The sequence below is a fragment of the Pseudoalteromonas simplex genome (assembly GCF_015278155.1).
GTDB classification, from domain to species: domain Bacteria; phylum Pseudomonadota; class Gammaproteobacteria; order Enterobacterales; family Alteromonadaceae; genus Pseudoalteromonas; species Pseudoalteromonas simplex.
The window spans coordinates 286,738-312,442 of the sequence record NZ_JADILN010000004.1; the positions used below are offsets into that span (position 1 = coordinate 286,738).

The window sequence follows — 25,705 nt, forward strand, 5'->3', positions numbered from 1 at the left end:
CAAAAATGTTTGAACCTCACAATACAAAAACATCGCGCGAAATAAATTTCACGCCTACATCAAACATAGGCTTCACGCTTGCTTGGCGCTTCTTGAGCTGATAGCCCCTCAAACAAAAAAGGCTCTGAGCGTTCACTCAGAGCCTTTTTTAAAATCGGTAATCAATTACCAGATTTTTACGCGGTCTTCTGGTTTGATATACATTTTGTCGCCTTCTTTCACATCAAACGCCTGATAGAATTCTGGCATATTTGAAAGAATACCGATTACACGGTAATGGCTTGGTGAATGAGGGTCTGTCATTAGGCGGTTACGTAACTCTTCGTCACGATATTTACGACGCCAAATTTGCGACCAACCCATGAAGAAACGCTGATCACCTGTGTAACCATCAATGATAGGCGCTTTTTCATCACCAAGTGATAACTGGTATGCTGTATAAGCAACTGTTAAGCCTCCTAAGTCACCAATGTTTTCACCTAATGTAAGCTGACCATTTACGCTAGCATCTTCAAATGGTTTGTACTCGTTATACTGAGCAACTAGCTGACCTGTGCGCTCTTCAAACTGTTTAAGGTCTGATTCGCTCCACCAGTTACGTAAGTTACCATCACCATCGTACTTCGCACCTTGGTCATCAAAGCCGTGACCTAATTCGTGGCCGATTACCGCACCGATTGCACCGTAGTTCACAGCGTCATCAGCTTCTAGGTTGAAGAATGGCGGTTGTAAGATAGCCGCAGGGAATACAATCTCGTTGTTCACAGGGTTGTAGTAAGCGTTTACTGTTTGTGGTGTCATGTGCCACTCAGAACGGTCAACTGGCTTACCTAGTTTTGCAGTCATGTCTGCATATTCCCACTCGCTGTGGCGAATGTAGTTACCTACTAAATCGTCACCTTTCACTTCAAGTGCAGAATAGTCTTTCCATTTATCTGGGTAACCAATTTTTGGTGTGAACTTATCAAGCTTTTCTTTTGCCGCGATTTTTGTTTCTGGGCTCATCCACTCAAGGTTTTCAATCGCAACTGCATAACCTTTGATTACATTATCAACTAACTCTTCCATGCGCGCTTTCGCTTCAGGCGGGAAGTTTTCTTTAACGTATACTTTACCTAGAATTTCGCCTAATACACCGTTTGATGCATCAACCGCTTTTTTCCAAAGTGGAGACTGCTCTGTTACACCGCGAAGTGTTGTGCTGTAAAAATCAAAGTTAAGATCTACTAGCTCTTTATCTAATAGGCGAGCATAGTTGCTAACAAAGTGGAACTTAAGGTAGTTCTGCCACGTTGCTAAGTCTGTATCGTTGTAGATACCTGCGAATTTTTCTAGGTAGCTAGGTTGGCGAATAATTACATCGTCAGTTTTGATACCTGATGCATCAAGGTAAGCTGCAAAATCAAAGTCGCCCGTAAGTTTGTTAGCATCTGCAACGCTCATCTTGTTGTAAGATTTAGTCGCATCACGGCTTTCAACACGGCTCCACTGCGCATCGGCAATGCTTGTTTCAAGATCAATAATTGCTTTAGCCGCAGATTCTGCATCAGCAACACCGGCCTTGCTTAAGATTGCTGTTACGTATGCTTGGTAAGCTTCACGAATTTTTGTGAATTTTTCTTCATCTTTTAAGTAGTAGTCGCGATCTGGCAAACCTAAACCAGACTGATAAACATACATCGCGTTTTCGCTAGAGTTTTTCGCGTCGTTGTTTACGTACCAACCAAACGGTAAACTACCACCTTTAATGCGAAGTTCAGCCATTAAAGCAACAAGATCTGACTTGTTTTTCACTGCATCAACGCTTTCTAGCACTGGTGTTAATGGCTTGATACCTGCCGCTTCACGACCTGCTTCGTCCATGTAGCTGTTGTAGAATGCAGCTAATTTAGCTTCATCAGAGCCTGGCTTAACGTCTTTATTTGCCGCTGCTTTTTCTAGCACTTCTTTCATCGCTTTTTGCGAATCATCGTAAAGCTGAGTGAATGAACCGTAGTTTGATTTATCACCTGGAATTTCTGTTTTCTCTAACCATTCGCCGTTTACGTGATAGTAAAAGTCATCTTGTGCGCGAACAGATTTGTCCATGTTCGCCAGTTCAATACCAGAGTTTAAAGGTGCTTTTGCTTCAGTGACGGTCGCAGTTGCTGGTGCTTTAGTTTCTTGTTCTTTTTCACCACAACCAACAAGACCGAGCGCAAGTGCAATACTTGCCGCGGTAAGTGTTACTTTTTTCATGAGGTTCCCGTACCAATTTAATTTATAAAGTATTTATCGAAAAACGAGTAAACCATACCAACAGTTAGTTTTTCGCTGTTTCCATAATAAACCTCTCGAGCAAAACAACAAAACCGAATATGTAACAATTCTTATCAAAACAAGATAAGCCGCATTTTTGAGCGATGAGAGGGGGAGGTTAAGTGGTTAGTGGTTAGTGGTTAGTGGTTGCATTGATTGTAGGCGCGATTTTATATCGCGCAATGTTTCTATGACTCACAAAGAGGATAAGAGGCGCTGCGCTTAAGAGAATACAAAAAAGCATTATTATCACTTCCTCATTCTTTTCTCATTCACTGCTCTTTGTGCAATTTTTTCGCGCGAAATAAATTTCACGCCTACATCAATCGTAGGCGTCACGCTTGCTTGGCGCGTCTTACATTCAGCACCAAGATTGCAAATTAATAAAGAACCCGCAAACAACACCGCTCGGCTAGAAACTGACAGCTGAAAGCTGACGGCTGTTACTGCTCGTACTTCAGCTTTATTTTTTCGATAATCTCAACATTGGCGGCAGGGAAGCTGTAATCATTAAGCTCGTTTAGTGCGACCCATTTGCCTTGTTGGCCTTCTGCGCCATGGGCTGTGCCTGTGAAATCATCAACAATGTGCACATCTAAGCGTACGCATTTATCACCGTAGTCATGTTCGATAACCATTAGCTCTTCACTGCCATTTACGGTTAGGTTTACTTCTTCTAATAGCTCGCGTTGTAGCGCAGTAAATACGCTTTCGCCCTGCTCTACTTTACCACCTGGGAATTCCCATAAGCCGCCTTGGTGTTTGTCGTCTGGGCGTTTACAAATAAATAATTGCTGATCTTTATAAATAACACCAACTGCAACATGCACTACTTTTTTAGTCATTTGTTGTTTCCTTAATCATAAAAAAAGCGACGCAAGCGTCGCTTTTTATCACCGTGTTTTGGTTATTTTAATTTACCGCAACACTGCTTATATTTATTACCTGAACCACAAGGACACGGCTCGTTACGGCCTACTTTAGGTTCTGCACGTTGTGTTACTACAGCACCTTCTGGTGTTTCGCCACCGATGTGCTCAGCTTCTTCGTGTTGGTATTCTCGTGGCACATTTTCGCTACGACGATGTTGCTCTTCAACTTTTTCAACATCTTCTTCAGCGCGAACTTGTACTTTACTTAAAATACCCACAACGTCGACTTTTAAGTTCTCAAGCATTTCAGAGAATAGCTCAAACGACTCGCGCTTGTACTCTTGCTTAGGATTCTTCTGTGCGTAACCACGTAAGTGGATACCTTGACGAAGGTGGTCCATCGCAGCCAAGTGATCTTTCCAATGTTGGTCTAGGCTTTGTAGCATAATCGCTTTTTCGAATTGACGTAGTACAGACTCGCCTACCATCTCTTCTTTTTGCTTGTATGCTTGCTCAACCGCTTCTTCGATACGCTCACGAAGTTTCTCTTCGTATAGTTTGCTATCATCAGCTAGCCATTGTGAAATTGGCAGCTCGATTAAGAAATCTTGTTTTAAGCGCTCTTCAAGACCTGGGATATCCCACATTTCAGCAAGGCTTTGCGGTGCAATGTACTGGTCGATTGTACCGTTTAGCACATCGCCACGAATTGCAGTGATAGTTTCTGAAATATCGCCTTCTTCAAGTAGCTCATTACGTTGCGAGTAAACAACACGACGTTGATCGTTCGCTACATCATCGTACTCAAGTAATTGCTTACGAACATCGAAGTTACGTGCCTCAACTTTACGTTGTGCGTTTTCGATTGCGCGGTTAACCCAAGGGTGCTCAATTGCTTCACCGCGTTGCATACCTAGTTTACGCATCATGTTAGTCATGCGCTCACCAGCGAAGATACGCATTAGCGCGTCGTCCATTGATAAGTAGAAACGGCTTGAACCCGCATCACCTTGACGACCAGAACGACCACGTAGCTGGTTATCGATACGACGAGACTCGTGACGTTCAGTACCAATGATGTGTAAACCACCCGCTTCGATTACTGCATCGTGGCGTTTTTGCCACTCATCTTTAATCGCTTTGATTTGTTCATCAGTTGGGTTTTCTAGCTTTTCAACTTCACTGTTCCAGTTACCACCTAACACGATATCGGTACCACGACCGGCCATGTTAGTTGCAATAGTTACAGTGCCAGGTAAACCTGCATCGGCAACAATGTCTGCTTCTTGTGCGTGGAACTTAGCATTAAGTACGTTGTGCTTAATTTTTTCTTTACGTAAGAACTGTGATAAGTACTCAGAACTTTCGATAGAGATAGTACCCACAAGTACCGGTTGACCACGTTCTTGGCAATCTTTGATATCAGCAAGGATTGCTTCGTACTTTTCTTCTTGTGTTAGGTATACAAGATCAGCACGATCGTCACGGATCATCGGTTTGTTAGTTGGCATTACTACTGTATCTAGACCATAGATAGACTGGAACTCAAACGCTTCTGTGTCTGCTGTACCTGTCATACCTGCTAGCGTGTCGTATAAACGGAAGTAGTTTTGGAATGTGATTGATGCCAATGTTTGGTTTTCGTTTTGAATGCGTACACCTTCTTTTGCTTCAACAGCTTGGTGTAAACCTTCTGACCAACGACGACCTTCCATTGTACGGCCTGTGTGCTCATCAACGATGATAACTTCGTTTTCTTTAACAACGTAATCAACGTCTTTTTGATAAAGCTTGTGAGCACGAAGTGCCGCATACACATGGCTTAATAATGTGATGCTTGAAGCTGAGTAAAGTGAATCACCTTCTTGAATTAAGCCGCGCTCAATTAGTAGCTCTTCAACTTTAATTTGGCCACGCTCTGTAAGGTGAACTTGCTTAGACTTTTCATCGATCGTGTAATCACCGTCGCCTTCAACGCCTTCTTCATCTTCTTTTTCTTGTAGCTCTAGGTCAGGCACAATTTTGTTGATTTCGATGTAAAGCTCAGAGCTATCTTCAGCTGGGCCTGAGATAATCAACGGCGTACGCGCTTCATCGATTAGGATTGAATCCACCTCATCCACTACAGCGTAGTAAAGTGGGCGTTGTACACGCTCTTCAATGCTAAATGCCATGTTATCGCGCAGATAATCAAAGCCAAATTCGTTATTAGTACCGTAAGTAATGTCGGCAGCATAAGCGATTTTCTTCTGCTGTGGCATCATGCCAGGTACGTTACAGCCTACTGTTAGGCCTAAGAACTCAAATAATGGGCGGTTAGTTTCGGCGTCACGTTTTGCAAGGTAGTCGTTCACGGTAATTACGTGAACACCTTTACCTGTTAAACCACGAAGGTATGCAGGTAATGTTGCTGTTAGTGTTTTACCTTCACCGGTACGCATTTCTGCGATGCGACCTTGGTGTAAAACCATACCACCTAGTAGCTGTACGTCGAAGTGACGCATGCCATTTACACGCTTAGATGCTTCACGTACCACAGCAAATGCTTCTGGCAAAATGTCATCTAGGCTTTGTCCGTTATCGTAACGCTCTCTAAATTCAGCTGTTTTTGCTTTTAAATCTTCATCAGAAAGCGCTTCTAATTGCTTTTCAAGCGCATTAATTAGAGCGACCGTCTTTCTTAGGTTTTTAATAGTGCGGTCATTGCGACTACCAAAAATCTTGGTAAATAAATTAGATATCATGATAAAACCGTTACAATATATTCTTTGTTAGCTAGTCATTAGCTAACCCACTTTCTTCAATTGATAATTAATATGCGCTTATGCTCATGATGTAGGGCATATTAATTAACAATTTATCAGTACGCTGTTCAAAACACCGCTTATTTCGTGCGCTATCATACCAGAGTCTGCGCAACATCAAACCTTCTGTTTATGAAGATATGGAATTTCGGCAAGAAAATTTAAAAATCAGCCATAATCTTTGATCTAACCCTATAAAAAGGGTGAAAACAAGATTACTGAATAGATATGGCGATAATCGAAATAAAATCAAGATCAGAGGAGAAAAAAGGCGATTAGAGGGACGAAATTCAACTTTGTAAATGTAGGTGGTCATTTATGGCGACAATACATTACATCTCCTTCACCAATGACGCGCTAAAGCACGACCTACTTGCTCAGTCTGCGACTGAAATATTTGAACCACAAAGAGGCTAAGAGGTGCTTCGCTGAAGAGGAAGTAAAAAATGATCTTGTGGTTTCCTCATTCTTTTCTCATTCACTTCTCTTTGTACAAAACATATTGAACCACAGAGAACACCGAGGCGCTCCGCGCTACATAGAGAAAGACAAATTATCACAAAGAGGATAAGAGACGCTTCGCTTTAGAGGAAGTAAAGCATGATCTTGTGGTTTCCTCATCCTTTTCTCATTCACTTCTTTTGTGCAAATGTTCTTTATTAATGAGACTGAATTCAGGGGCTGCCAGAGAATTAACGCAATACCAAAGAACAATGCCGTTCTTCTCAAAACTGACAGCTGAAAGCTGACGGCTTTACTTCTTTTTCCGCCCATGTTGTGCTAAACGCTCTAACTTGGCTTTTAATGAAGGCGGGGCATCTGCGGCAATGGCGCTGAGGTAATCAGCCGTTTGTTCGCTCATTTGACGCTTGGAAACAGGCTTTTGCTCTGGCTTATTTGTTGCTGATAAGCGCTGTGTTGCCTGTGGGTTTGCGGTAATTTTAATTTGCCCAAGCTCTACCATGCCAGCGGCACGAAAATGCGAAAGCATATCCATTTTTAAGTAATTTAAACGCAGTGCAATCGGTGCCGAAACTGCTTCTATCATCAAAGTACCATCACGGTAATTACTTACCCGACATTTTTTCGAAAGCGTTTCACCTAAGAAGTCATCAAGAATGGTTTGTTGAGAAGACAAGCCTTGGGTTTTACCAGCATAAGATGCTAAGCGACCACTCAAGCCTGCCATAATATCGCCAACAGCCTTTGGCGCGTATCTATCTTTTGCCATTAATCGTCTACCTAAAAGGGTTAATCACCACAAAGAGAATATATCACCTACGTAAATATGAAGCTATTAGGTTCGGGGAACGAGATACAAGATGCGGTTTTGTACAAAGTGGTCATTTATGGCGACAAGATATTACGTACCTCTCATCAATGACGCGCTAAAGCAGGACCTACAAGAAAGCTCGCAAAATAAATTTCACGCCGACATCAAAGACACCTAATCGCACAAAGAGGCTAAGAGGCGCTTCGCTGAAGAGGAAGTAAAAAAATGATCCTGTGGTTCCCTCATTTTTTCTCATTCGCCTCTCTTTGTTAAAATATTTTCGGCACTGAAGTACCTCCTACAAAATGAGCCTTTGGATAAGACCCGAAAACAACACCGCTCGGCTTCAAACTTACAGCTCAACATTTAATAGCACAAAGAGGGTAAGAGGCACTTCACTGAAGAGGAAGTAAAAAAATGATCCCGTGGTTCCCTCATTTTCTTCTAATTCGATTCTCTTTGTGAAATAAACCTTCAACGAAATAAACTTCACGCCTTCAAATATGCCCCCATTGCCCTAAGAGTTATTTACCTCTATGCTGAAATTAGCTTCAAAAAGGAGAATATTATGCATATAAAACACCACGGAGCGGTGAAAGGCGTAACTGGGTCTTGCCACCAGCTATTTATAGATGACACAAATTCTGTACTTGTTGATTGTGGGCTATTTCAAGGGGAAGACAGTAAACAAGATCTAGCAATTGATTTTGATATCTCAACAGTTAAAGCGCTGATTGTTACACATTGCCATATAGACCATGTTGGCCGCATACCCTACTTACTTGCCGCAGGTTTTAAAGGCCCAATTTATACCTCGATTGCCACCGCAAAACTCTTACCTATGGTGATTGAAGATGCCTTAAAAGTAGGTGTAACTCGCGATGAAGCGGTGATCCGCACCTGCTTAAAGTTACTAAAACAGCAAATTATTTCTCTCGATTATAATACATGGTACTGCATTCCCGTAGGAGTGGGCTTGAGCCCCGAAAAAGCAACCTCAAGCAATCAAAACTCTTTATATAAAATTCGCCTGCAACGTGCTGGGCACATTTTAGGCTCTGCCTATGTTGAAATTGAACTGGGTAAAAGACCAAACACGCATAGAGTGGTATTTTCAGGTGATTTAGGTGCGCCTTACACACCATTGTTACCGACGCCAAAACCACCCTACCGTGCCGATACATTAGTTATTGAGTCTACCTATGGTGATAAAAACCATCAAGGCCGCAAAGAGCGCGTAGCCGTGCTTAAAAAAGTTATAGAACGTGCCGTAAGTGATAATGGCGTGGTACTCATACCGGCTTTTAGTATTGGCCGCACACAAGAGTTGCTGTATGAATTTGAACAGCTTATTCACTCTGCACGTAAGCGCTCTATGTGGCATAAGCTGCAAATTATTGTTGATTCACCAATGGCAGCCAATTTCACAAATGAGTATTTACACTTTAAAGCGCTGTGGGATAACGAAGCAAAAAAGCGCGTAAAACAAGGCCGCCACCCGCTCGACTTTAAGCAACTACACACCATTGATAACCACCAAGAACACCTTGCCCTCATAAACTTTTTAGCCTCAAAACAACAGCCCGCAATAATCATAGCTGCTAGCGGAATGTGTAATGGCGGCAGAATAGTTAATTACCTAGAACGGTTTTTACCAGACAAAACAACCGATGTCATTTTTGTTGGTTACCAAGGACAAGGAACCTTAGGCCGAGATATTCAAAAATATGGCCCACGCGGCGGATACGTCTTTATCGATAATCAAAAAGTAATGATTAAAGCACAAGTTCATACCATTAGCGGTTATAGCGCCCACGCAGATCAAAAAGGGTTAATAAATTTCGTTACTGGCATGCGCAAAAAGCCAAGTTTAATTAAAATTGTTCACGGAGACGAGCAAGCCAAACAAGCATTGGCTAATGAGCTTTGTACAAGATTAGCAACAGCAACAATTAAAATTCCGTAACACACATAAAAAAAGCCGCATAAATGCGGCTTTTAGATTTAATCCCTATTTAGGAACTAACAAAAATGGTTACTAACCACCAGTGCCACCTGAGCCGCCTGAGCCGCCTGAACCTGTAACTTCAGGACAAGTGAATTCAAAGTTTTGAGTTAAATCATCACCTGTCACAGCATCAAGCGAAATTGTGTTTGAACCTTCTAGAGGTAAACCACGGAAGTTAACAGTAACTTCATAATCTTCGCCTTCGCGTAGGTTGGTAAGCTGGAAGTTACCATCTGCATCTTTAAGCGCAGTACGTACAGCTTTACCATCACGCTTATAACGTACAGCAGAGTTAGTTACATCTACCGCTACGTCTGAGTCGTTAGCACATGAGCCAGTAATAGTTAAAGTTTTATTAACTAGAGTGTAAGGAGCTGCTAGAGCAAAGTCATTAACTGTACCACAAACTGCTACTTCGCCATCTGTTTCACCCCAGATAGCGCCGTCTCGGTCAAACACTACTACTGTTGCAGTAGCTTCAGAAGAGATGCCGTAACGCTTTAAGAAACCAGGAGGAACAACACGAGAAGTGCTACCAGCACCAACTCGAGACCATAAGAAACCATCAGCTGAGTACGCAGCAAGTGTTAAACCACCAGCAGGTACTGCATCACCAGTAAAGTTAACAGTTAAACCATCAGTACATACAGGAACAGACTTATTAACAGAGAACCAAGTTAAGTGGTCTGTTTCAAAGCTAACTGTACCCGTACCTTTAGTTACTGGGAACGTTTCTGGCATCCAGATACCAGTTTCTTCATCTAAAGAGCTAACGCTTAGTACTTCACCAGCATCTAGATCAGCTGGAGCAGCAAGTGTTACGTTTAATGTGTCACCAGCGAATTTTTTAACGCTATTACCGTCAACACTTAATGTAACGTTTGCTAAAGAAACAGGCACTGCAATGTTAGCACTGCTGTCATCGCTATTTAGACCTTCTGGTAAAACTAAGCTTTTAGTTTCAGTTGAAGGGTCAGTACCCAATACATTTAATGCTACTTCAGCACCTGTTACAGGTTGACCATCAGCGTCTTGTAAAGTAATACCTGTTGGCAATGTAGCTGAAGCTAAAGATGAACCTTCAGCAGATGCATCAGCTACGATTTCAGCTGTTGTAGTAGAGCCTGTAATGTCTGATGAAGTTGTAGTTGTAGATGCAAGACCTTCTTCGTCAGTAGGTGTTAGTAAAAATTGTGCAACTAAAACGTCGTTATCATCTTCGTTAGAAAGATCTAAGCTAAATGCTTTAGTAACAAAGCCTGGAGCTGAAACGATAGCAGTAACGCTGTCTGTTGAAGAACCACTTTTACGAGTAACAAGGAAGCTACCTTCATCGCCAACATCTAAAGTTTGAACTTGATTACCTTCAACATCAACGATGTTAGTTGAAAGAACGCCTGATTCTAAAAATTTGATTGTTGCATCACCGATAACATCAAATTCGTCATCATCGTTTGATTGAACAACAGAACCACTTACAACAAATGTAAGTGCCGCTGGAGTTTCTGGTGCAACGACAACAACACCACCATCGCCACCATCACCACCGTCATCTGGTACTGGTTTATTGTTATCATCATCGCTAAAACAACCTGTTAAAGCGAAAGCCGATGCTACTGATAACGCTAGTAGCGATTTTTTGTTAGTAAACATAGGGAGTCCTTCTATTCCTTTATCAACATTTGTAAATGAATTTACTCATTTTATAAAATAGTAGCGCGAACTTCCAAAAAGTATAGTCAGCACCATAATTTTTTTTACAAATTAAAAACGAGGCATTAAAGCTCTTAAATTATCTAAAACACCTCATCAATAATATAGCTAAATTACCTAATTGTACAATACTTAACCCAACATAAATTGTTACCGATAAGTTAAATATGCCTCTTTTAATCTTGCAAGATTTTGGTATACATAATCACTAGACATACGCCCCTGATTAAGGAACGTACGGTAGGTGCTTATTGCACTTCCTGGAATAAAGCCTTGACTGAACACTAAACGGTTAGTGCTTTCACCAATCTCAGTACTCGCTGTATGCCTGTAAGATTCAGTGCCTTTAATTTGCCCAAATTTATAAGCTTTCATATCTTTTCGTGGTGAAAGTGGAATACTAAATGCCAAACCTGCTTTAGTCGTATTTGTATCTTCGTAAAATACAGCTAAGTAGCTGTCACCAAACCAAAAACGGCTTTCTACTTTATAGCCAGAATCTTCATACCAATAATTACCTGCTTGAGCATGTAAGGTAATGTCTTGTTCAACCCAGTTATATTGGTAGTTTAGTGCTTGGAATGTTTTGCTGCCGCGATAATCTTCGTATTTATACGAACCCAACTGAGCACTAATTCTGTGACGTCCTTCATCACTCAGCCAAGTTGTTTCGTTAGTGATACCTGTTAAATCGTAGCGTTCTTTTATAAAGCCAACTTGCGTTTGGTTATAAAAACCAAATGGCAGCTTAAATGTTTGGTAGAACATAGCTCTATCAAATTCAGTTTCTTGACGATAACGCCTAAATGGACCTCGCTCATCATAGTCGTCACTATTTTCAACATTAACTTGTCCACCTAAAATAACACCTGCACCTTTCCAAAGAGGCACATCGACATCTGCTCTAATTGCAATAGAATAGTCAAACACACCTAACTCAGTAGCGTACGTATTACTAATAGCTGGGCTCAATGTCAAACGCGGCTTAAAGTATGGGCTCGCCTGCGCTTTCCCAGCCCATGTAACACCTTCGGGAATAACGGCTTTGTCTTGTTGAACATTTAAGTCAGGGCTAACGCCTTTTTCAATAAACAAACGATAATTGTCGATGTTGCCGCTAATTGCTAGTAATGGGATATCTGTTTTCGAAAGCTGAACGCTATAATGAGTAATTTCATTAACTATATTTTCGGCGATGCGACCAAGTACTACACCAATAGCGTCAATGTCGTTACGGTTAAACACTGAGTTTTCAAAGTTTACAAATACAGTAGTTGAGTTGTAACCAACAACCACGTTTTCAAAACCATCATTAATGAGCGCATCTTTCAATGTAATTGCTTGTTTGCTTAAGCTAGAACTAACAACTTTTTGTGAATTTTGTGTTTGACTTTGCTCAGCACTAGTAACGGTTAACGCATCAGGCTGTTCAGCTAGCTTGGGCGCTACTGACGTTTGAATAAAGCCTAAACCATAATCGTTTACTTTAGCCGCAGGTGTATTGCTTGTTGGGGCTACAAAAGGTGCAGGCTTTACAGGCTCATAATTAGTTTTAGCTTCATCAGATAATGGTAGGGTAAAATTTACCCCCCAGTAGGTGTCTTTATCTTCAGAAAAGTCAGTACTGCTGTAAAAACGGCTAGTAAAGGTTATTTCACCAATATCATATAGCCACTTTTTAGGAATCGTTATACGTGCTGCTGCATTTACAGCTTCGGCATCATATTCGGTGAGTAAGCTAAACCACTCAAGCGGTTGCCACTCAATACCAGCAAATGCGCCATCCATTTCACCAGTAAGTCTATCACTTGAACCTAGGCCGGCACTAAAACGAAAATCCCATAATTCTTTTGAGGCCACTGCATAAAACGTTTTATAGTTGTTAGCGGCACCACCTATATCTTTAGCACCTATAGCTACACTAAACCAGTCTTTAGGTATATAAGGTAGCTGATATTTTGCGTTGAACGATAAATCTCGGGTTTGCCCACGACCTTCGCTATAAAACAAATTATCGTGTATTGAGTTAGAGGATATTTGCCCACTAACTTCTAGACCTTCAAATAACCCTGCAGAGAATATGAAGTTATGGCCATCTAAATATCGCTGCCCTTTAAAATCTAATAAATTGTTATAGCCTATATCAACACTACCAGAGCTGAGCGCTTCTGCATTCGGAGTGTTTATCAACCCCGTATAACCAGAAAAAGACTGGTGGCTTTTTATTTCGTCAGCGGCTATTGGCAAGCTAAGTGCGGCGGCACAGCTTAAAAACAATAAATTCAATTTTGGCATTAGGAAATCCGAGTTAAAGTTATAAGTTCCTTCATTGTTTTAAATATAACATCAGAAAACAAAAACAAGAAGCTATCAGCCAAACTAAACCTTTAAGGTAAAAAATAAATTGCTATGTTAAAACTAAAAAAGGTAAGAATTTACTTCTTACCCTTTTTTAAATATTTAGTTTTAAAAGTTATACCGCTTTTAAATGCCTTGTGTTTGGCGTAACCATTTCTGTTACAAATTCAGTAAACTCTGCGCCAAGTTTTTCATCGCGCATGCTGTACTCTACAATTGCTTTTAAATAACCTAGCTTGTCGCCACAGTCATGAGCACGACCACTCATGTGGAATGCTTCAACAATTTCATGTTTCATTAACTCATCGATTGCGTCAGTTAATTGAATTTCGCCACCTGCACCAGCAGGGGTATTAGCAAGCAGCGGCCAAATAGCTTTAGATAACACATAACGACCAACAACCGCTAAGTTAGAAGGAGCCTCTTCTGCTTTAGGCTTTTCGACCATGGTTTTAATAGGTGCACTTTCGCCCGCATTAATTTTAACGCCACCAATATCAGCAATACCATATTTATGAACACTTTCTTGTGGTACTGGCTCAAGCATAATTTGGCTTGCTTTAACCTCGTTAAAGCGTTTTATCATTGCCGCAACGTTTTCGGTTTTTTGATCAGCAGTATAGCTATCTAAAATAACATCGGGCAGTACTACAACAAAGTCGTCATCACCTACAATTGGTTTAGCACACATTACCGCATGGCCTAAGCCCATAGCCTCGCCCTGGCGAACATGCATAATGGTTACATCGTCTGGGCAGATAGAATGAACTTCTTCAAGTAGGGTACGCTTTACGCGCTTTTCAAGCGTTGCTTCAAGCTCAAAGCTGGTATCAAAGTGGTTTTCTATGGCATTTTTAGAGCTATGGGTAACCAATACAATTTCTTTAATACCGGCCGCTACACACTCATTAACAATGTATTGAATAAGAGGTTTATCAACTAAAGGCAACATTTCTTTAGGAATTGCTTTAGTCATAGGTAACATACGAGTACCAAGGCCCGCTACAGGAATAACAGCTTTCATAATTAGTCCCTTATTTGACGATTTAATCTTAAGTAAGGACAAACTAACAATACTAAAGTAGATACAAGCTGAATGTTTATAATTTAGCTTTTCGTTAAAAACGAATATTCAAAAAGAGTAAATCAAACCAAAGTTTATTCTGACTTTCTCTTTTATTTCTCATTCATTTCTCTTTGTGCAAATATCTTTGCACGTAATAAATTTCACGCCTACATCAAAGACATTTTATTGCACAAAGAGGCTATGAGGCGCTACGCTTTAGAGGAAGTATCTTTTGGTTTACTCATTCTCTTCTCTTTGTGCAAATATCTTCGTGCGAATTAAATTTTACGCCTACATCAAAGACATTTTATTGCACAAAGAGGCTATGAGACGCTGCGTTAAAGAGAAAACCAGTAAGTTTTTCCTCATTTATTCTCACTTTCTTCTCTTTGCGAATACGCTTTCGCACGTAATAAATTTCACGCCCACATCAAAGACATTTTATTGCACAAAGAGGGTATGAGACGCTACGCTAAAGAGAAAACCAGTAAGTTTCCCCTCATTTATTCTCACTTTCTTCTCTTTGTGAATAGGCTTTCGCGCGAAATAAATTTCACGCCTACATAGCCTTAGGCACCGCGATTGCTAGATGCGCTCCCAATGCGAAGCAATTATTTATTATAAAAACTTTTATACCAGCTGATTAACTCAGCCACGCCTTGCTCTACCCCAACCGCTGGTTTATACCCAGTTGCTGCAAATAAGTCTTGTGTATCGGCATAGGTTTTATAAACATCGCCAGCCTGCATTTCGCGAAAATTCTTTTTCGCTTCAATACCTAGTTCAGACTCAATGGACTCAATAAATTTCATTAAATTAATAGGGCTGCCATGACCAATATTATAAACCTTAAATGGCGCAGAACTTGATGCAGGCGAGCCTGTTTCTACTTTCCAAGTGTCATCCCGTTCAGGCACTACATCTGCTGCACGTACAACACCTTCGACAATATCGTCAATGTAGGTAAAGTCACGCCACATATCGCCATTGTTATTTATATCGATGGTATCGCCATCAAGCATTTTTTTAGTAAAAATAAACGGCGCCATATCTGGGCGCCCCCACGGGCCATAAACTGTAAAAAAGCGTAAGCCTGTGGTCGGCAAGTTATACAAGTGCGAGTAACTGTGCGCCATAAGTTCATTGGCTTTTTTTGTCGCAGCATAAAACGAAACAGGGTGATCAACGCTATCGGTAGTTTCAAATGGTGTTTTTTCGTTCAAGCCATAAACTGAGCTAGACGAAGCATAAACTAAATGCGCAACTTTATTATGCCTACATCCTTCTAAAACATTTAAATGCCCCACTAAGTTTGAGTCTGCGTATGCATCTGGATTTTCGATTGAATAACGCACACCGGCTTGAGCTGCTAAATGAATTACACGGTCAAATTGCTCGCGGGCAAACAACTCAGCCATTGCGGCTCTATCTGCAATATCTAACTTGATAAAAGTAAAACTCTCGTGCTGTTCAAACTGAGCCAGACGCGCATGCTTTAAATTTACATCGTAATAATCATTTAAATTATCAACACCAACAACAACATGACCTTGCGCTAGTAACTTTTGACTTGTAGCTGCACCAATAAAACCTGCAGCGCCAGTAACTAAATATTTCATTATATTCCTATCTTATTGAGCCCGGTGGCTACCAATTCATTTGACTTAATGAGAGTTAAGAGCGACTTCATAGAGAAACCAAATACTCACAAAGAGATAATGAGGCGCTTCGCTTTAGAGGAAGCAAAAAGCATTAATATCGCATCCTCATTCTCTACTAATTCACTTCTCCTTGTACAAAAAGATCTTCGGTAAAATAAATTTCACACCTACACCTAAGATATATAATTGCACAAAGAGGCCAAGAGACGCTTCGCTTTAGAGGAAACAAAAAGCATTATTTTCACTTCCTTATTATTTTCTCATTCACTTCTCTTTGTGCAAAAAGATCTTCGGTAAAATTCACAGTGAGGCCAAGAGACGCTTTGCTTTAGAGGAAGCAAAAAGCATTAATATCACTTCCTCATTATTTTCTCATTCACTTCTCTTTCTACAAAAAGATCTTCAGTAAAATTCACGGTGAGGCCAAGAGGCGCTTCGCTTTAGAGAAAACAAAAAGCATTATTATCACTTCCTCATTCTTTACTCATTCACTTCTCTTTGTGCAAAAAGATCTTCTGTAAAATTCACAGTGAGGCCAAGAGGTGCTTCGCTTTAGAGAAAACAAAAAGCATTATTTTCACTTCCTCATTCTCTTCTCATTCTTTCCTCTTTGTGAAAACATTTTCGCGCGAAATATATTTCATGCCTACGCTGCCATCAACCACCTCTGCAGCGAATATACAAATTCGGCTCAAACTGAAAGCTGACAGCTATTTCGGCTTAATCACTACCAAATAAATCACGTGTATAAACTTTTTCTGCAACATCTTCTAACTCTTCAGCCATGCGGTTCGAAATAATTACATCAGCAGTTTGTTTAAGCTCATCTAGCGATTTAATAACACGAGAATTAAAGAATGAATCTTCTTTTAAGCTTGGTTCATAAATAACAACTTCAATGCCTTTTGCTTTTATGCGCTTCATTACACCTTGAATAGCAGAAGCTCTAAAGTTATCTGAACCTGACTTCATAACTAAGCGATAAATACCAACCACTTTAGGGCTTCGGGCAATAATAGAATTAGCAATAAAGTCTTTACGGGTAGTATTAGCATCAACAATCGCGCGGATCATATTGTTAGGTACATCTTGGTAGTTTGCTAATAACTGTTTAGTATCTTTAGGTAAACAGTAACCACCATAACCAAATGAAGGGTTATTATAATGCTTGCCAATGCGCGGGTCTAAGCCAACACCTTGAATGATCTGCTTTGCATCTAAACCATGGTTTTCAGCGTAGCTGTCTAGCTCGTTAAAATAAGCAACGCGCATTGCAAGGTAAGTGTTAGAAAAAAGCTTAATTGCTTCTGCTTCGGTAGAGCCTGTAAACAGCACATCAATATTTTGCTTTACTGCACCTTGTGCTAATAAATTAGCGAAAACTTGTGCGCGCTCACTTTGCTCACCCACAATAATACGTGATGGGTGCAAATTATCGTAAAGCGCTTTACCTTCACGCAAGAACTCTGGCGAAAAAATAATATTACTGGTATTAAAGCCTTCTTTAATCGATTTTGTATAGCCAACGGGTACCGTAGACTTAATAACCATAGTTGCACTTGGGTTAATCGCTAAAACATCAGAAATTACAGATTCAACAGAGCGCGTATTAAAATAGTTGGTTTCTGGATCGTAATCTGTAGGGGTAGCAATTACAACAAATTCGGCATCTTGAAGTGCCAATGTTTTATCTGTTGTAGCAGTAAAATTAAGTGATTTATTTTGTAAAAAATCGCTAATTTCAACATCTACAATAGGAGACTGCTTATCTTTTAATAAGGCAACTTTTTCTTCGTCAATATCAAGTGCAACCACTTGGTTATGCTGCGCCAATAACATTGCATTCGACAGGCCAACATAACCTGTACCCACTACTGCAATTTTCATTACATTTTCATCCTTTATAATAAATCCGGTAACTAAAGCCGAATAAACATGTTTGCTAAAATAGAGGCTAATATCAGCTTTTAAAGTTAACTATTTTGCTTTGTTCTGAAAAAGCATCAGTATTTTGGCCAACAGATTGTTTTACATTCCAAACTAAATCACAAATGCCATCTGTCGGATTAAAGCCAGTAGGCGCATCGAGTAAAAGCTGCCTAATGATTTCGTGATCAAAGTTATGACAGGCTACATCAAGCGCTTCTAAAAATACATTTAGCTCGGCCAAAGGTAACATTACTTCATTAGCTGTCATAATGCGCTCATGCGATGTTTCACCTACGTTATCGCCGATTAGCAATTCTTCGTATAGTTTTTCGCCAGGCCTCAAACCAGTACATACAATTTCAATATCGCCATGGGGGTTGTTTTTATCTTTAACTTCAAAGCCAGATAAGCGAATCATTTTACTTGCAAGGTCTTTTATTTTAACTGATTCACCCATATCGAGCACAAATACATCCCCCCCTTTGCCCATAGCACCCGCTTGTATAACAAGTTGAGCTGCCTCAGGTATGGTCATAAAAAAGCGCGTAATATCTTGATGGGTTAAAGTTATTGGGCCACCTTCGCGTATTTGCCTACGAAATAGTGGCACAACAGAACCACTCGAGCCTAATACATTACCAAATCGTACCATACAAAAACGAGTATTATGACCTTTACCTTTATTTTGCGCTAAACCTTGTAAACAAAGCTCTGCCATACGTTTGGTCGCGCCCATAACATTTGTTGGGCGTACAGCTTTATCAGTTGATATAAGTACAAAGGTTTCAACTTTAGCGTTTACAGCAGCCTTTGCTGTATAGTAAGTACCAAACACGTTGTTACGTACCCCTTCAACAACGTTATGCTCTACAAGTGGTACATGTTTATAAGCAGCTGCGTGGTAAACTGTTTGTACGCCAAATGCCACCATTACGGTTTCAATACGGTTTATACGCTGTACAGAGCCCATTATAGGAATAAGCTCTACTTCAAGCTGGTTATTTGCAACGTACTCAGCAAGCTCTTTTTCTATTGAGTATAAGCCATATTCACTTAGCTCAAATAGTACAAGCTTGGTTGGCTTTTGCTTTATTATTTGCCTACACAGCTCAGAACCAATTGAACCGCCAGCGCCAGTAACCATAACCACTTTACCCTTAATGTTTGCAGACAACAGGTGTGGCTTAGGGGCAACACAGTCGCGGCCTAGCAAGTCTTCTATTTCAACATCTCTAAATTCAGAAAGCTTTGCTTTACCCTCAATTACATCAGCCATTCCTGGTATAGAGAGCACTTTAATAGAAAGCGGCTCAAGCTGGGCAAGTATCTCTTTTCGGCGAGCTCTGCTCTCACTTGGCATTGCTAATAAAACTTTGGTTGCTTTTCCCTTGTTTATTAGGTCATAAATATCTTTAAACGCAATTACAGGAATGCCCTGAATGATAGAGCCTTGCTTTGTTTCGTCATCATCAATAAAGGCACGGACAAAATACTCAGGCCCAGCCCCTAGCGCAGTAGCAAGCTGCCTACCAGATGAACCTGCACCGTAAATAATAACCGATTCTTTATTTGCCGTAGTTAACCTGCCTATCATGGCGCGTACAACAATTCGCGCACCACCAACGGTTAATAAACATAACCAAGCAAAAATAAACGGCATAGTACGCGGTATTTCAACACCAATAAAAAAGGCAAGAAGAACCAAAACGACTGTACTAATAATTGTACCTAATACAATTGCCCACAATGCCTGAGAGTTCATATAGCGCAGCACGGCACGATATAAACCTAAGTTAATAAACGTGAATAATGCGGTAGGTACAAGAAAAACGAGTAACATCCAGTTATCGGCCTTACCAAGGGGGGCCATACTATCTAGTCTAACAATAAGTGCTAGCCAAAACGCCGACATAATAAATAGCGAGTCAATAAACAACGTAATGATACGCTTTGTGGCACGTGATGAATTTAATATAGAGCGAATAAAATTATCCACAACAAGTTCCCTGTCTTGTTTTTGTCAGTAAGATACCAACCTAAGCTTACAGCCAGCTTAACGATTGTTAAATTTTTATGAATTATAGCTTATAACAGAAAATCTAGCCACAACTCTAATACATTATCATTACCATTTAATTTTAAATAAAAAAAATTAAGAAGCTTCCTTTCTGGCTACAAGCTGTTTATTTAACCCTGTCGCCACTACCACTACCTGTTACAGTCATTAAAATATATTTGAAATAATTAACTAAATTCAGGTTATCAATCATCTCACGATCTGTTTTTGCAAGTAGCTCTGGAGTCGACATATCAATTTCGTTCACTTGGGCAAGGCCTGTAATGCCGGGGCGAACAGAGTAAACATTTTTAGCATCGCGAGCTGCTGTAAGCTCTTGTTGGTTGAATAAACCTGGGCGCGGGCCTACCAAGCTCATCTCGCCTTTAAGCACATTCCACAATTGCGGTAATTCATCTAGTTTCGTTTTACGTAAAAAACCACCAAAAGGTGTAATTGAAGCTGTGCTTGCTAAGTGGCTGGCAACGGAGGCCGTATCGACTTTCATTGTTCTAAATTTAACAAGAGTAAACGGTTTTTTGTTACGCCCTACCCGCTCTTGAGTAAAAATAGGTGAGCCAGTATCAAATAAGCCAATAACACATAAAATGATTAAAAATGGCAAAGCAAATAGCAAACCGAATAAGGCGAATAAAAAGTCGAGTAAGCGTATCATTAAATATTCCTAAGTTATTTTTTGGCAGCGAGGTTAAAACCATGCTCAACAGAGTAAGGTGGTGACCAATTAAGTGTATTTTTTGTATGTGTAATATCTAATTGGAGCGAACCTGTGAGTCTATCAATTACATCTTGCTTAGCCAATAACTTACCAGCTAGCTTAAAGCACCACAAAGGCACGGGTATACCTATATTAGGCTTACCTTGTACCTTTGCCATCAGCGCAACCATTTCAGCAGTAGATAAGTCTTGATCATCACTTACCAAAAATACTTGATTAGCTGCTTTTGGGTGGTCAATACACTCTTTAATTAAATCAACTAAATTATAGACTGATACCAAGCTGCGTTTATTTTTAGTGATTAACCTAAATGGTAGCGGTAAACCTTTGCCAACTAACCTCATTAGAGATGCAAAGTTCGCTTTCACACCTTCACCGTAAACTAACGGAGGGCGAATTATAACAATCTCCATGCCGGTTTGCTTACCGAGCTCTAACAATTGAAGCTCAGCTTCAGCTTTTGAAATACCGTAAGGATCTTCTGGTGCTGGCTGGTCAGTGGATTTAAATGGGGAATTACCTGTAGTGCTCTCACCATTTACTTTTATAGAACTAATAAAAATAAATCGTTTAACTCCAGCTTGCACAGCTTGTTTAGCTAAATTAACTGTTCCATGAGTATTAATAGCTTTAAATTCCGATAAAGGATCATTAGAGCTATCATTCATAATGTGCACACGTGCCGCGATATGTATAACGCAATCAATATCCGTGAGTGCTTTAGAGAAATTTGCATTCGCATCTATATTACTTGTAAAAACCACCCCACAGTCAGAGCCTTTACGGCCTAAAAGATGTAGTTGATGATTATTGCAAAGTTTTTTGCAAAGAGAACTACCAACAAAGCCAGAGTACCCTGTAATCAATAACTTCAATTATCACCTCTATAAATTTTCAAATGCTTAGCAACAACATCATCAATACTGAAACACTCTTCAGCTAAGCTCCTACCAGCAGCCCCAAACTTTTTCCTTAAATTATCGTTACTTAATAGCTTTTGTATCATCCTAGCAAGATCTTCGTGGTCTTTAACCTTTACAAGTAGCCCAGTTACATTCGGCTCAATAGCATCTCTGCACCCTGGCACATCAGTTGTTACAACAGCTCGACCGCATGCAGCGGCTTCAAGTAAACTCTTAGGCAACCCTTCTCTGTATGAAGGAAGAACTATAAGATGAGACTTTGGAATTAGAGACTGAACTGATTTAGAATAACCCCAATGCTCAAGACCGTTATTGACATAAGTATTGAGTTCATCTTCGGTGATTGAGTTAGGGTTGTCAGGATCTATATCTCCTACTAAAACAAACCTAGCGTTTTGAGTTTTTTTCACTATTTCAGAAGCCTTATAGAATTCAATAAGACCTTTATCTTTAAGTAACCTAGCCAAAAACATAACAGTTTTTTTTGTATTAGGCTCAGGTAAAAATTTAAATTTATCTAAATCTACACCAGACCCCCGTATTAAAATACTCTGGGATTCATTAATTATATTCCCTTCAACGAAAATTTGTTTATCATTGTTATTCTGAAAAATTACAAGTGAATCTTTGCCTAAAGCAAATTTATAAAATATTTTTATAAAAAACTTTAGTAATCTGGGCTTAAATGAAGAATCAATAAATATGTAACCTAAACCAGATATAGAGGCGATTCTTCTTTTTACTCTCAACAATCTAGTTACAAGACCGCCATAAATTACACCCTTTATTGTTACAGCATGACTGACATCAGGATTAACCTTTTTAACAATGCTCCATAGTTCCTTCAAAGCAATAAACTCTTCTAGAATACTTGTACCACTTCTTTTCAGTGATACCGGATGTACTTGTAATCCTAAGTTTTCAAGCAGCTCTTTCTTATTTGTAATTGCACATGCAATATGAACATCATAACCAGCATCCAAAGCTTTAATAGCGATAGGTAAACGATGAGATATGAAAAACCAATCCACATTAACAATGAATAATATTTTTTTTTCCATTATATTGCTCTAAATATAGTTCTACAAAGGACTAACTGTTATTAAGTATGTTTTCCCAAAACTTACTTACGTCCAAATTTTTTGCATACTCAGTATAATTGATAGAAAAATCTTTAGGTTCATTTATAGACTTTTCTATCAAGGATGTTAGCTCTTCAATGCTAAAACCATCCATAACTTTAACATTAGGTAGTGTTATTAAATCACCTGCGCAAGGTGTGGTAATTATATTTTTAGTACCTGATGCCATCATTTCAATTAATACATTCGGAAACCCTTCCTTAATTGAGGTAATTAAACCAAGATCAGCTTTTGACATAAGCTTATAAGGGTTCCCTATATTTCCATGAAACTCAACAAGGTTAGAGAGCTCTAATTTATTAACTAACTCCTTCATCTCCTCCATCAAATCTCCATCACCAACTACATCGAGTTTGATATTTGATATACCTTTATCTAAACAGTTCTTTATGGAGTAAATCAAAAGAGGTAAGTTTTTCACTTTAACAACGCGGCCAACAAACAATAATCTAAAATTAGAGTTAGAGTTAGAGTTAGAGTTAGGAATATTTTGAAAAAAAACATTTAATGAATTTGATATATTTTTAAGGTCGAGGGGGTTTTTGATAACTTTAAAATTTTGATTTCGAATGGATGGAACCTCATTTATAAGGCTTTCTTTCATATGATTAGTTTGAAAAATAAGGAGATCAATATTACCATAAAACTTATAAATAAATTTAAATAAAACTCTTTTATAACCATGAAAGCGTTCAAAAATAACAGTAGATTCGCGAGCAATATGCTTATCTAACAAAATAATACTTAAGCGCCTCAAAATGCAGATAAAAAAATTAATGTGAACATGTGTAGAATAAACATAATCATATAGAAATCTATTTTTAGTTAACCAAAAAACAAAGGGGAAAACCCCTTTAAATTCAGAACTAGAATTACCATAAATAATTCTCACATTTTTATTGCATTCCAAATCTTGCCAAGTACCAGTTCTACCTTTAGCTAAGAAATAAATAGTAACCTTTATATTTATAGAAGCTAAATAATTAATAAGATTTTTAGAAACCCTTTCAGCACCACCAATTAAATCTGTTGGTAGAACTATTAAAATATTATTTTTTCTCATTTTGAATCTCTATTATCCTAAGCACTCTTTCTTGGTATGAAGTACTTCCTTGGATAACTTCACTGCCATTAACACAGCTATTTCTTATTTTATAACAATACTCACTATAACTCATAATAAACATAGCAGGTGACCCTGCATAAACAGAGTTATCAGGTATATCTTTGGTAACAACACTTCCTGTACCAATTATAACATTGCTACCAATTTTAACACCTGGCATTAAAACAGAATTAACCCCAACAAACACATTGGAACCGATCTCTATACTTCCATACTTGTAATATCTGCCTTTGCCATCTTCAACTAAACATGTTGCTCCATCATGGGTTAATAAATTAACACCCTTGGTTAGAGTAACATTATTTCCGATATTAATTAAAAAAGGTTCGGTACCAAAATCATTTATATATATTCTACAACCTTCTCCGACTTTTACTCCCAAAAACCTTGCAGAAGCAGTACCGCCGAAAAGATAAAACAAGAAAAAACTGTATAATTTTTTTATAACTCTAATTATTTTTTTCATTTTACCTACCTACACTTTTAACAAATCTAATTAATTCAGAAAAAAAGTAAACAATTAATGCAGTATATATAACTCGCTTAAATATACCTAGAAGCAAAAATAAATCTTTCCTATTTGCATAAAAACACATATATGCAATGAGAATAAATATAACAGACTTTAGAAGTGGAGAATTAATATTCCCCAAAATCAGTGCTGTTAGTAACACGATAAAAAAATAAAAAATAGTCATTGAATATAAACTCAAGAAACCAGAGAGAGAATAAAACTCTGCCCATAAGTTACTACCGACACCATAATCAACGCTAGTATATAGAAAATTTTGTAATTGAGTGTTATATTTGCAAGAACTATAATCAATAAGCATTTCTGTTCCAGGTATTACTAGAAAAGGAGAGAAGATCATGTTGGTGCATTCTGTTATAAAGTTCTCTCTTAACACACCATTAAAGATACCTTGAGTAACAAATGGTTCTGAGTACATAAAAACCTGACTAAAAAAACCTTCCGAGGTCAACTTAGAAAAAACCAAGTCCCAATCGCCTAGTTTTATTGCAATATATAAATATTTATAAACAAAAAAGAACAAACCCAAAAATAAAAATGCAATCAGTCTATATCTGTATAATTTTAAAATACTTTTAATACTTTTATTATCAAGATACATATAACTTACGGCCAAGAAAAGAATTGCAGAATTCGATCTGTGTCCTATGTAAATATTGAAAATTAAGCTAATTAATGAAGCTACAAGTAAGATATTTATTAGCTTATTATTTTTATCAGTTTTAACTTGCAGAGAATAACAAATTGCTAGCATTGATGAAATTACAGAAAGGATTGTCCAACGACTAGAAGCTTCAAGCACATCAGCCTTGACTGCTGAAAACAAAGCGCTTCCACCATCAATTAATTGCATTGCAAAAGAAAAGCAAACTATAAAAGTAAAAACACATAAATTATTGTGATTTTCTGTTACGTTCTTATGGGTAGTTACCTTGCTTCTTCTTTCAAAATTAGATTTAATAACTTTTAGTAACAAATCAAAGATTACGCATAAAATAAAAAGAAATATGGCAAAAATGTAAAGTGGTTCTACTATTGCTCGTTGCTCAACAAACCTTCCTATTGGCTCATTAACAAAGCCGAAAAATAGAGGCATGAAATAAATAGCTAAACACAAAAAAAAGAATAAAAAAATTGTTACTCTATTCATGTAAAGGAAGTAGGCAATGCCCAAGAGAAAGCTAGTAATAAAAATATATTCCATA

General features: G+C 38.8%; 17 protein-coding genes. 1 reads left to right on the plus strand and 16 read right to left on the minus strand.

Features of this window, described 5'->3' with window-relative positions; all coding sequences use genetic code 11:
- Positions 1 to 165 precede the first annotated feature (165 nt).
- The 4 genes from IRQ78_RS10620 to IRQ78_RS10635 form a co-directional block, all read right to left on the minus strand.
- Positions 166 to 2,238, minus strand: a complete 2,073-nt coding sequence (locus IRQ78_RS10620; RefSeq protein WP_194442078.1) for a M13 family metallopeptidase — start codon at positions 2,236 to 2,238, stop codon at positions 166 to 168.
- Between the two features lie 503 nt (positions 2,239 to 2,741).
- Positions 2,742 to 3,143, minus strand: coding sequence for an 8-oxo-dGTP diphosphatase MutT (mutT, locus tag IRQ78_RS10625; RefSeq protein ID WP_194442079.1), 402 nt, complete (start codon positions 3,141 to 3,143; stop codon positions 2,742 to 2,744).
- Positions 3,144 to 3,205: 62 nt separating this feature from the next.
- On the minus strand, positions 3,206 to 5,914 hold the full coding sequence (secA, locus tag IRQ78_RS10630; RefSeq protein WP_194442080.1) for a preprotein translocase subunit SecA: 2,709 nt from the start codon (positions 5,912 to 5,914) through the stop codon (positions 3,206 to 3,208).
- A gap of 814 nt (positions 5,915 to 6,728) precedes the next feature.
- Positions 6,729 to 7,205, minus strand: coding sequence for a DUF721 domain-containing protein (locus IRQ78_RS10635; protein WP_054552875.1), 477 nt, complete (start codon positions 7,203 to 7,205; stop codon positions 6,729 to 6,731).
- A 610-nt stretch (positions 7,206 to 7,815) separates the two neighbouring features.
- Here IRQ78_RS10635 and IRQ78_RS10640 point away from each other — a divergent pair.
- Positions 7,816 to 9,213, plus strand: a complete 1,398-nt coding sequence (locus IRQ78_RS10640) for an MBL fold metallo-hydrolase RNA specificity domain-containing protein (protein WP_194442081.1) — start codon at positions 7,816 to 7,818, stop codon at positions 9,211 to 9,213.
- Positions 9,214 to 9,285: 72 nt separating this feature from the next.
- Here the strand turns inward: IRQ78_RS10640 and IRQ78_RS10645 are convergent, their stop codons facing one another.
- From IRQ78_RS10645 to IRQ78_RS10700, 12 genes are all read right to left on the minus strand, one after another.
- Positions 9,286 to 10,908, minus strand: coding sequence for a hypothetical protein (locus tag IRQ78_RS10645; RefSeq protein ID WP_194442082.1), 1,623 nt, complete (start codon positions 10,906 to 10,908; stop codon positions 9,286 to 9,288).
- 210 nt (positions 10,909 to 11,118) lie between these two features.
- The gene (locus IRQ78_RS10650) at positions 11,119 to 13,263 is read right to left on the minus strand and encodes a YjbH domain-containing protein (RefSeq protein WP_194442083.1); all 2,145 of its coding nucleotides are present in this window, start codon (positions 13,261 to 13,263) and stop codon (positions 11,119 to 11,121) included.
- Between the two features lie 178 nt (positions 13,264 to 13,441).
- The gene (galU, locus tag IRQ78_RS10655; RefSeq protein ID WP_194442084.1) at positions 13,442 to 14,350 is read right to left on the minus strand and encodes a UTP--glucose-1-phosphate uridylyltransferase GalU; all 909 of its coding nucleotides are present in this window, start codon (positions 14,348 to 14,350) and stop codon (positions 13,442 to 13,444) included.
- A 653-nt stretch (positions 14,351 to 15,003) separates the two neighbouring features.
- Complete coding sequence (locus IRQ78_RS10660) at positions 15,004 to 16,011, minus strand: NAD-dependent epimerase (protein ID WP_194442086.1); 1,008 nt, start codon at positions 16,009 to 16,011, stop codon at positions 15,004 to 15,006.
- Between the two features lie 762 nt (positions 16,012 to 16,773).
- Positions 16,774 to 17,940 carry a nucleotide sugar dehydrogenase gene (locus IRQ78_RS10665; protein WP_194442088.1) on the minus strand — a complete coding sequence of 389 codons (1,167 nt, stop codon included), beginning with the start codon at positions 17,938 to 17,940 and terminating at the stop codon, positions 16,774 to 16,776.
- Positions 17,941 to 18,013: 73 nt separating this feature from the next.
- Entirely contained in the window at positions 18,014 to 19,978 is a 1,965-nt protein-coding gene (locus tag IRQ78_RS10670) for a polysaccharide biosynthesis protein (RefSeq protein WP_194442090.1), read from the minus strand.
- A gap of 187 nt (positions 19,979 to 20,165) precedes the next feature.
- The gene (locus IRQ78_RS10675; RefSeq protein WP_194442091.1) at positions 20,166 to 20,714 is read right to left on the minus strand and encodes a sugar transferase; all 549 of its coding nucleotides are present in this window, start codon (positions 20,712 to 20,714) and stop codon (positions 20,166 to 20,168) included.
- Between the two features lie 14 nt (positions 20,715 to 20,728).
- On the minus strand, positions 20,729 to 21,652 hold the full coding sequence (locus IRQ78_RS10680; protein ID WP_194442093.1) for a UDP-glucose 4-epimerase family protein: 924 nt from the start codon (positions 21,650 to 21,652) through the stop codon (positions 20,729 to 20,731).
- The gene (locus IRQ78_RS10685) at positions 21,649 to 22,761 is read right to left on the minus strand and encodes a glycosyltransferase family 4 protein (RefSeq protein WP_194442095.1); all 1,113 of its coding nucleotides are present in this window, start codon (positions 22,759 to 22,761) and stop codon (positions 21,649 to 21,651) included. The genes IRQ78_RS10680 and IRQ78_RS10685 overlap by 4 nt, the downstream gene beginning before the upstream one ends.
- 31 nt (positions 22,762 to 22,792) lie before the next feature.
- The gene (locus IRQ78_RS10690; RefSeq protein WP_194442097.1) at positions 22,793 to 23,905 is read right to left on the minus strand and encodes a glycosyltransferase; all 1,113 of its coding nucleotides are present in this window, start codon (positions 23,903 to 23,905) and stop codon (positions 22,793 to 22,795) included.
- On the minus strand, positions 23,892 to 24,434 hold the full coding sequence (locus IRQ78_RS10695) for an acyltransferase (protein ID WP_194442099.1): 543 nt from the start codon (positions 24,432 to 24,434) through the stop codon (positions 23,892 to 23,894). Before IRQ78_RS10695 ends, IRQ78_RS10690 begins: the two co-directional genes overlap by 14 nt.
- Before the next feature lies 1 nt (position 24,435).
- On the minus strand, positions 24,436 to 25,704 hold the full coding sequence (locus IRQ78_RS10700) for a hypothetical protein (RefSeq protein ID WP_194442101.1): 1,269 nt from the start codon (positions 25,702 to 25,704) through the stop codon (positions 24,436 to 24,438).
- Position 25,705 lies beyond the last annotated feature (1 nt).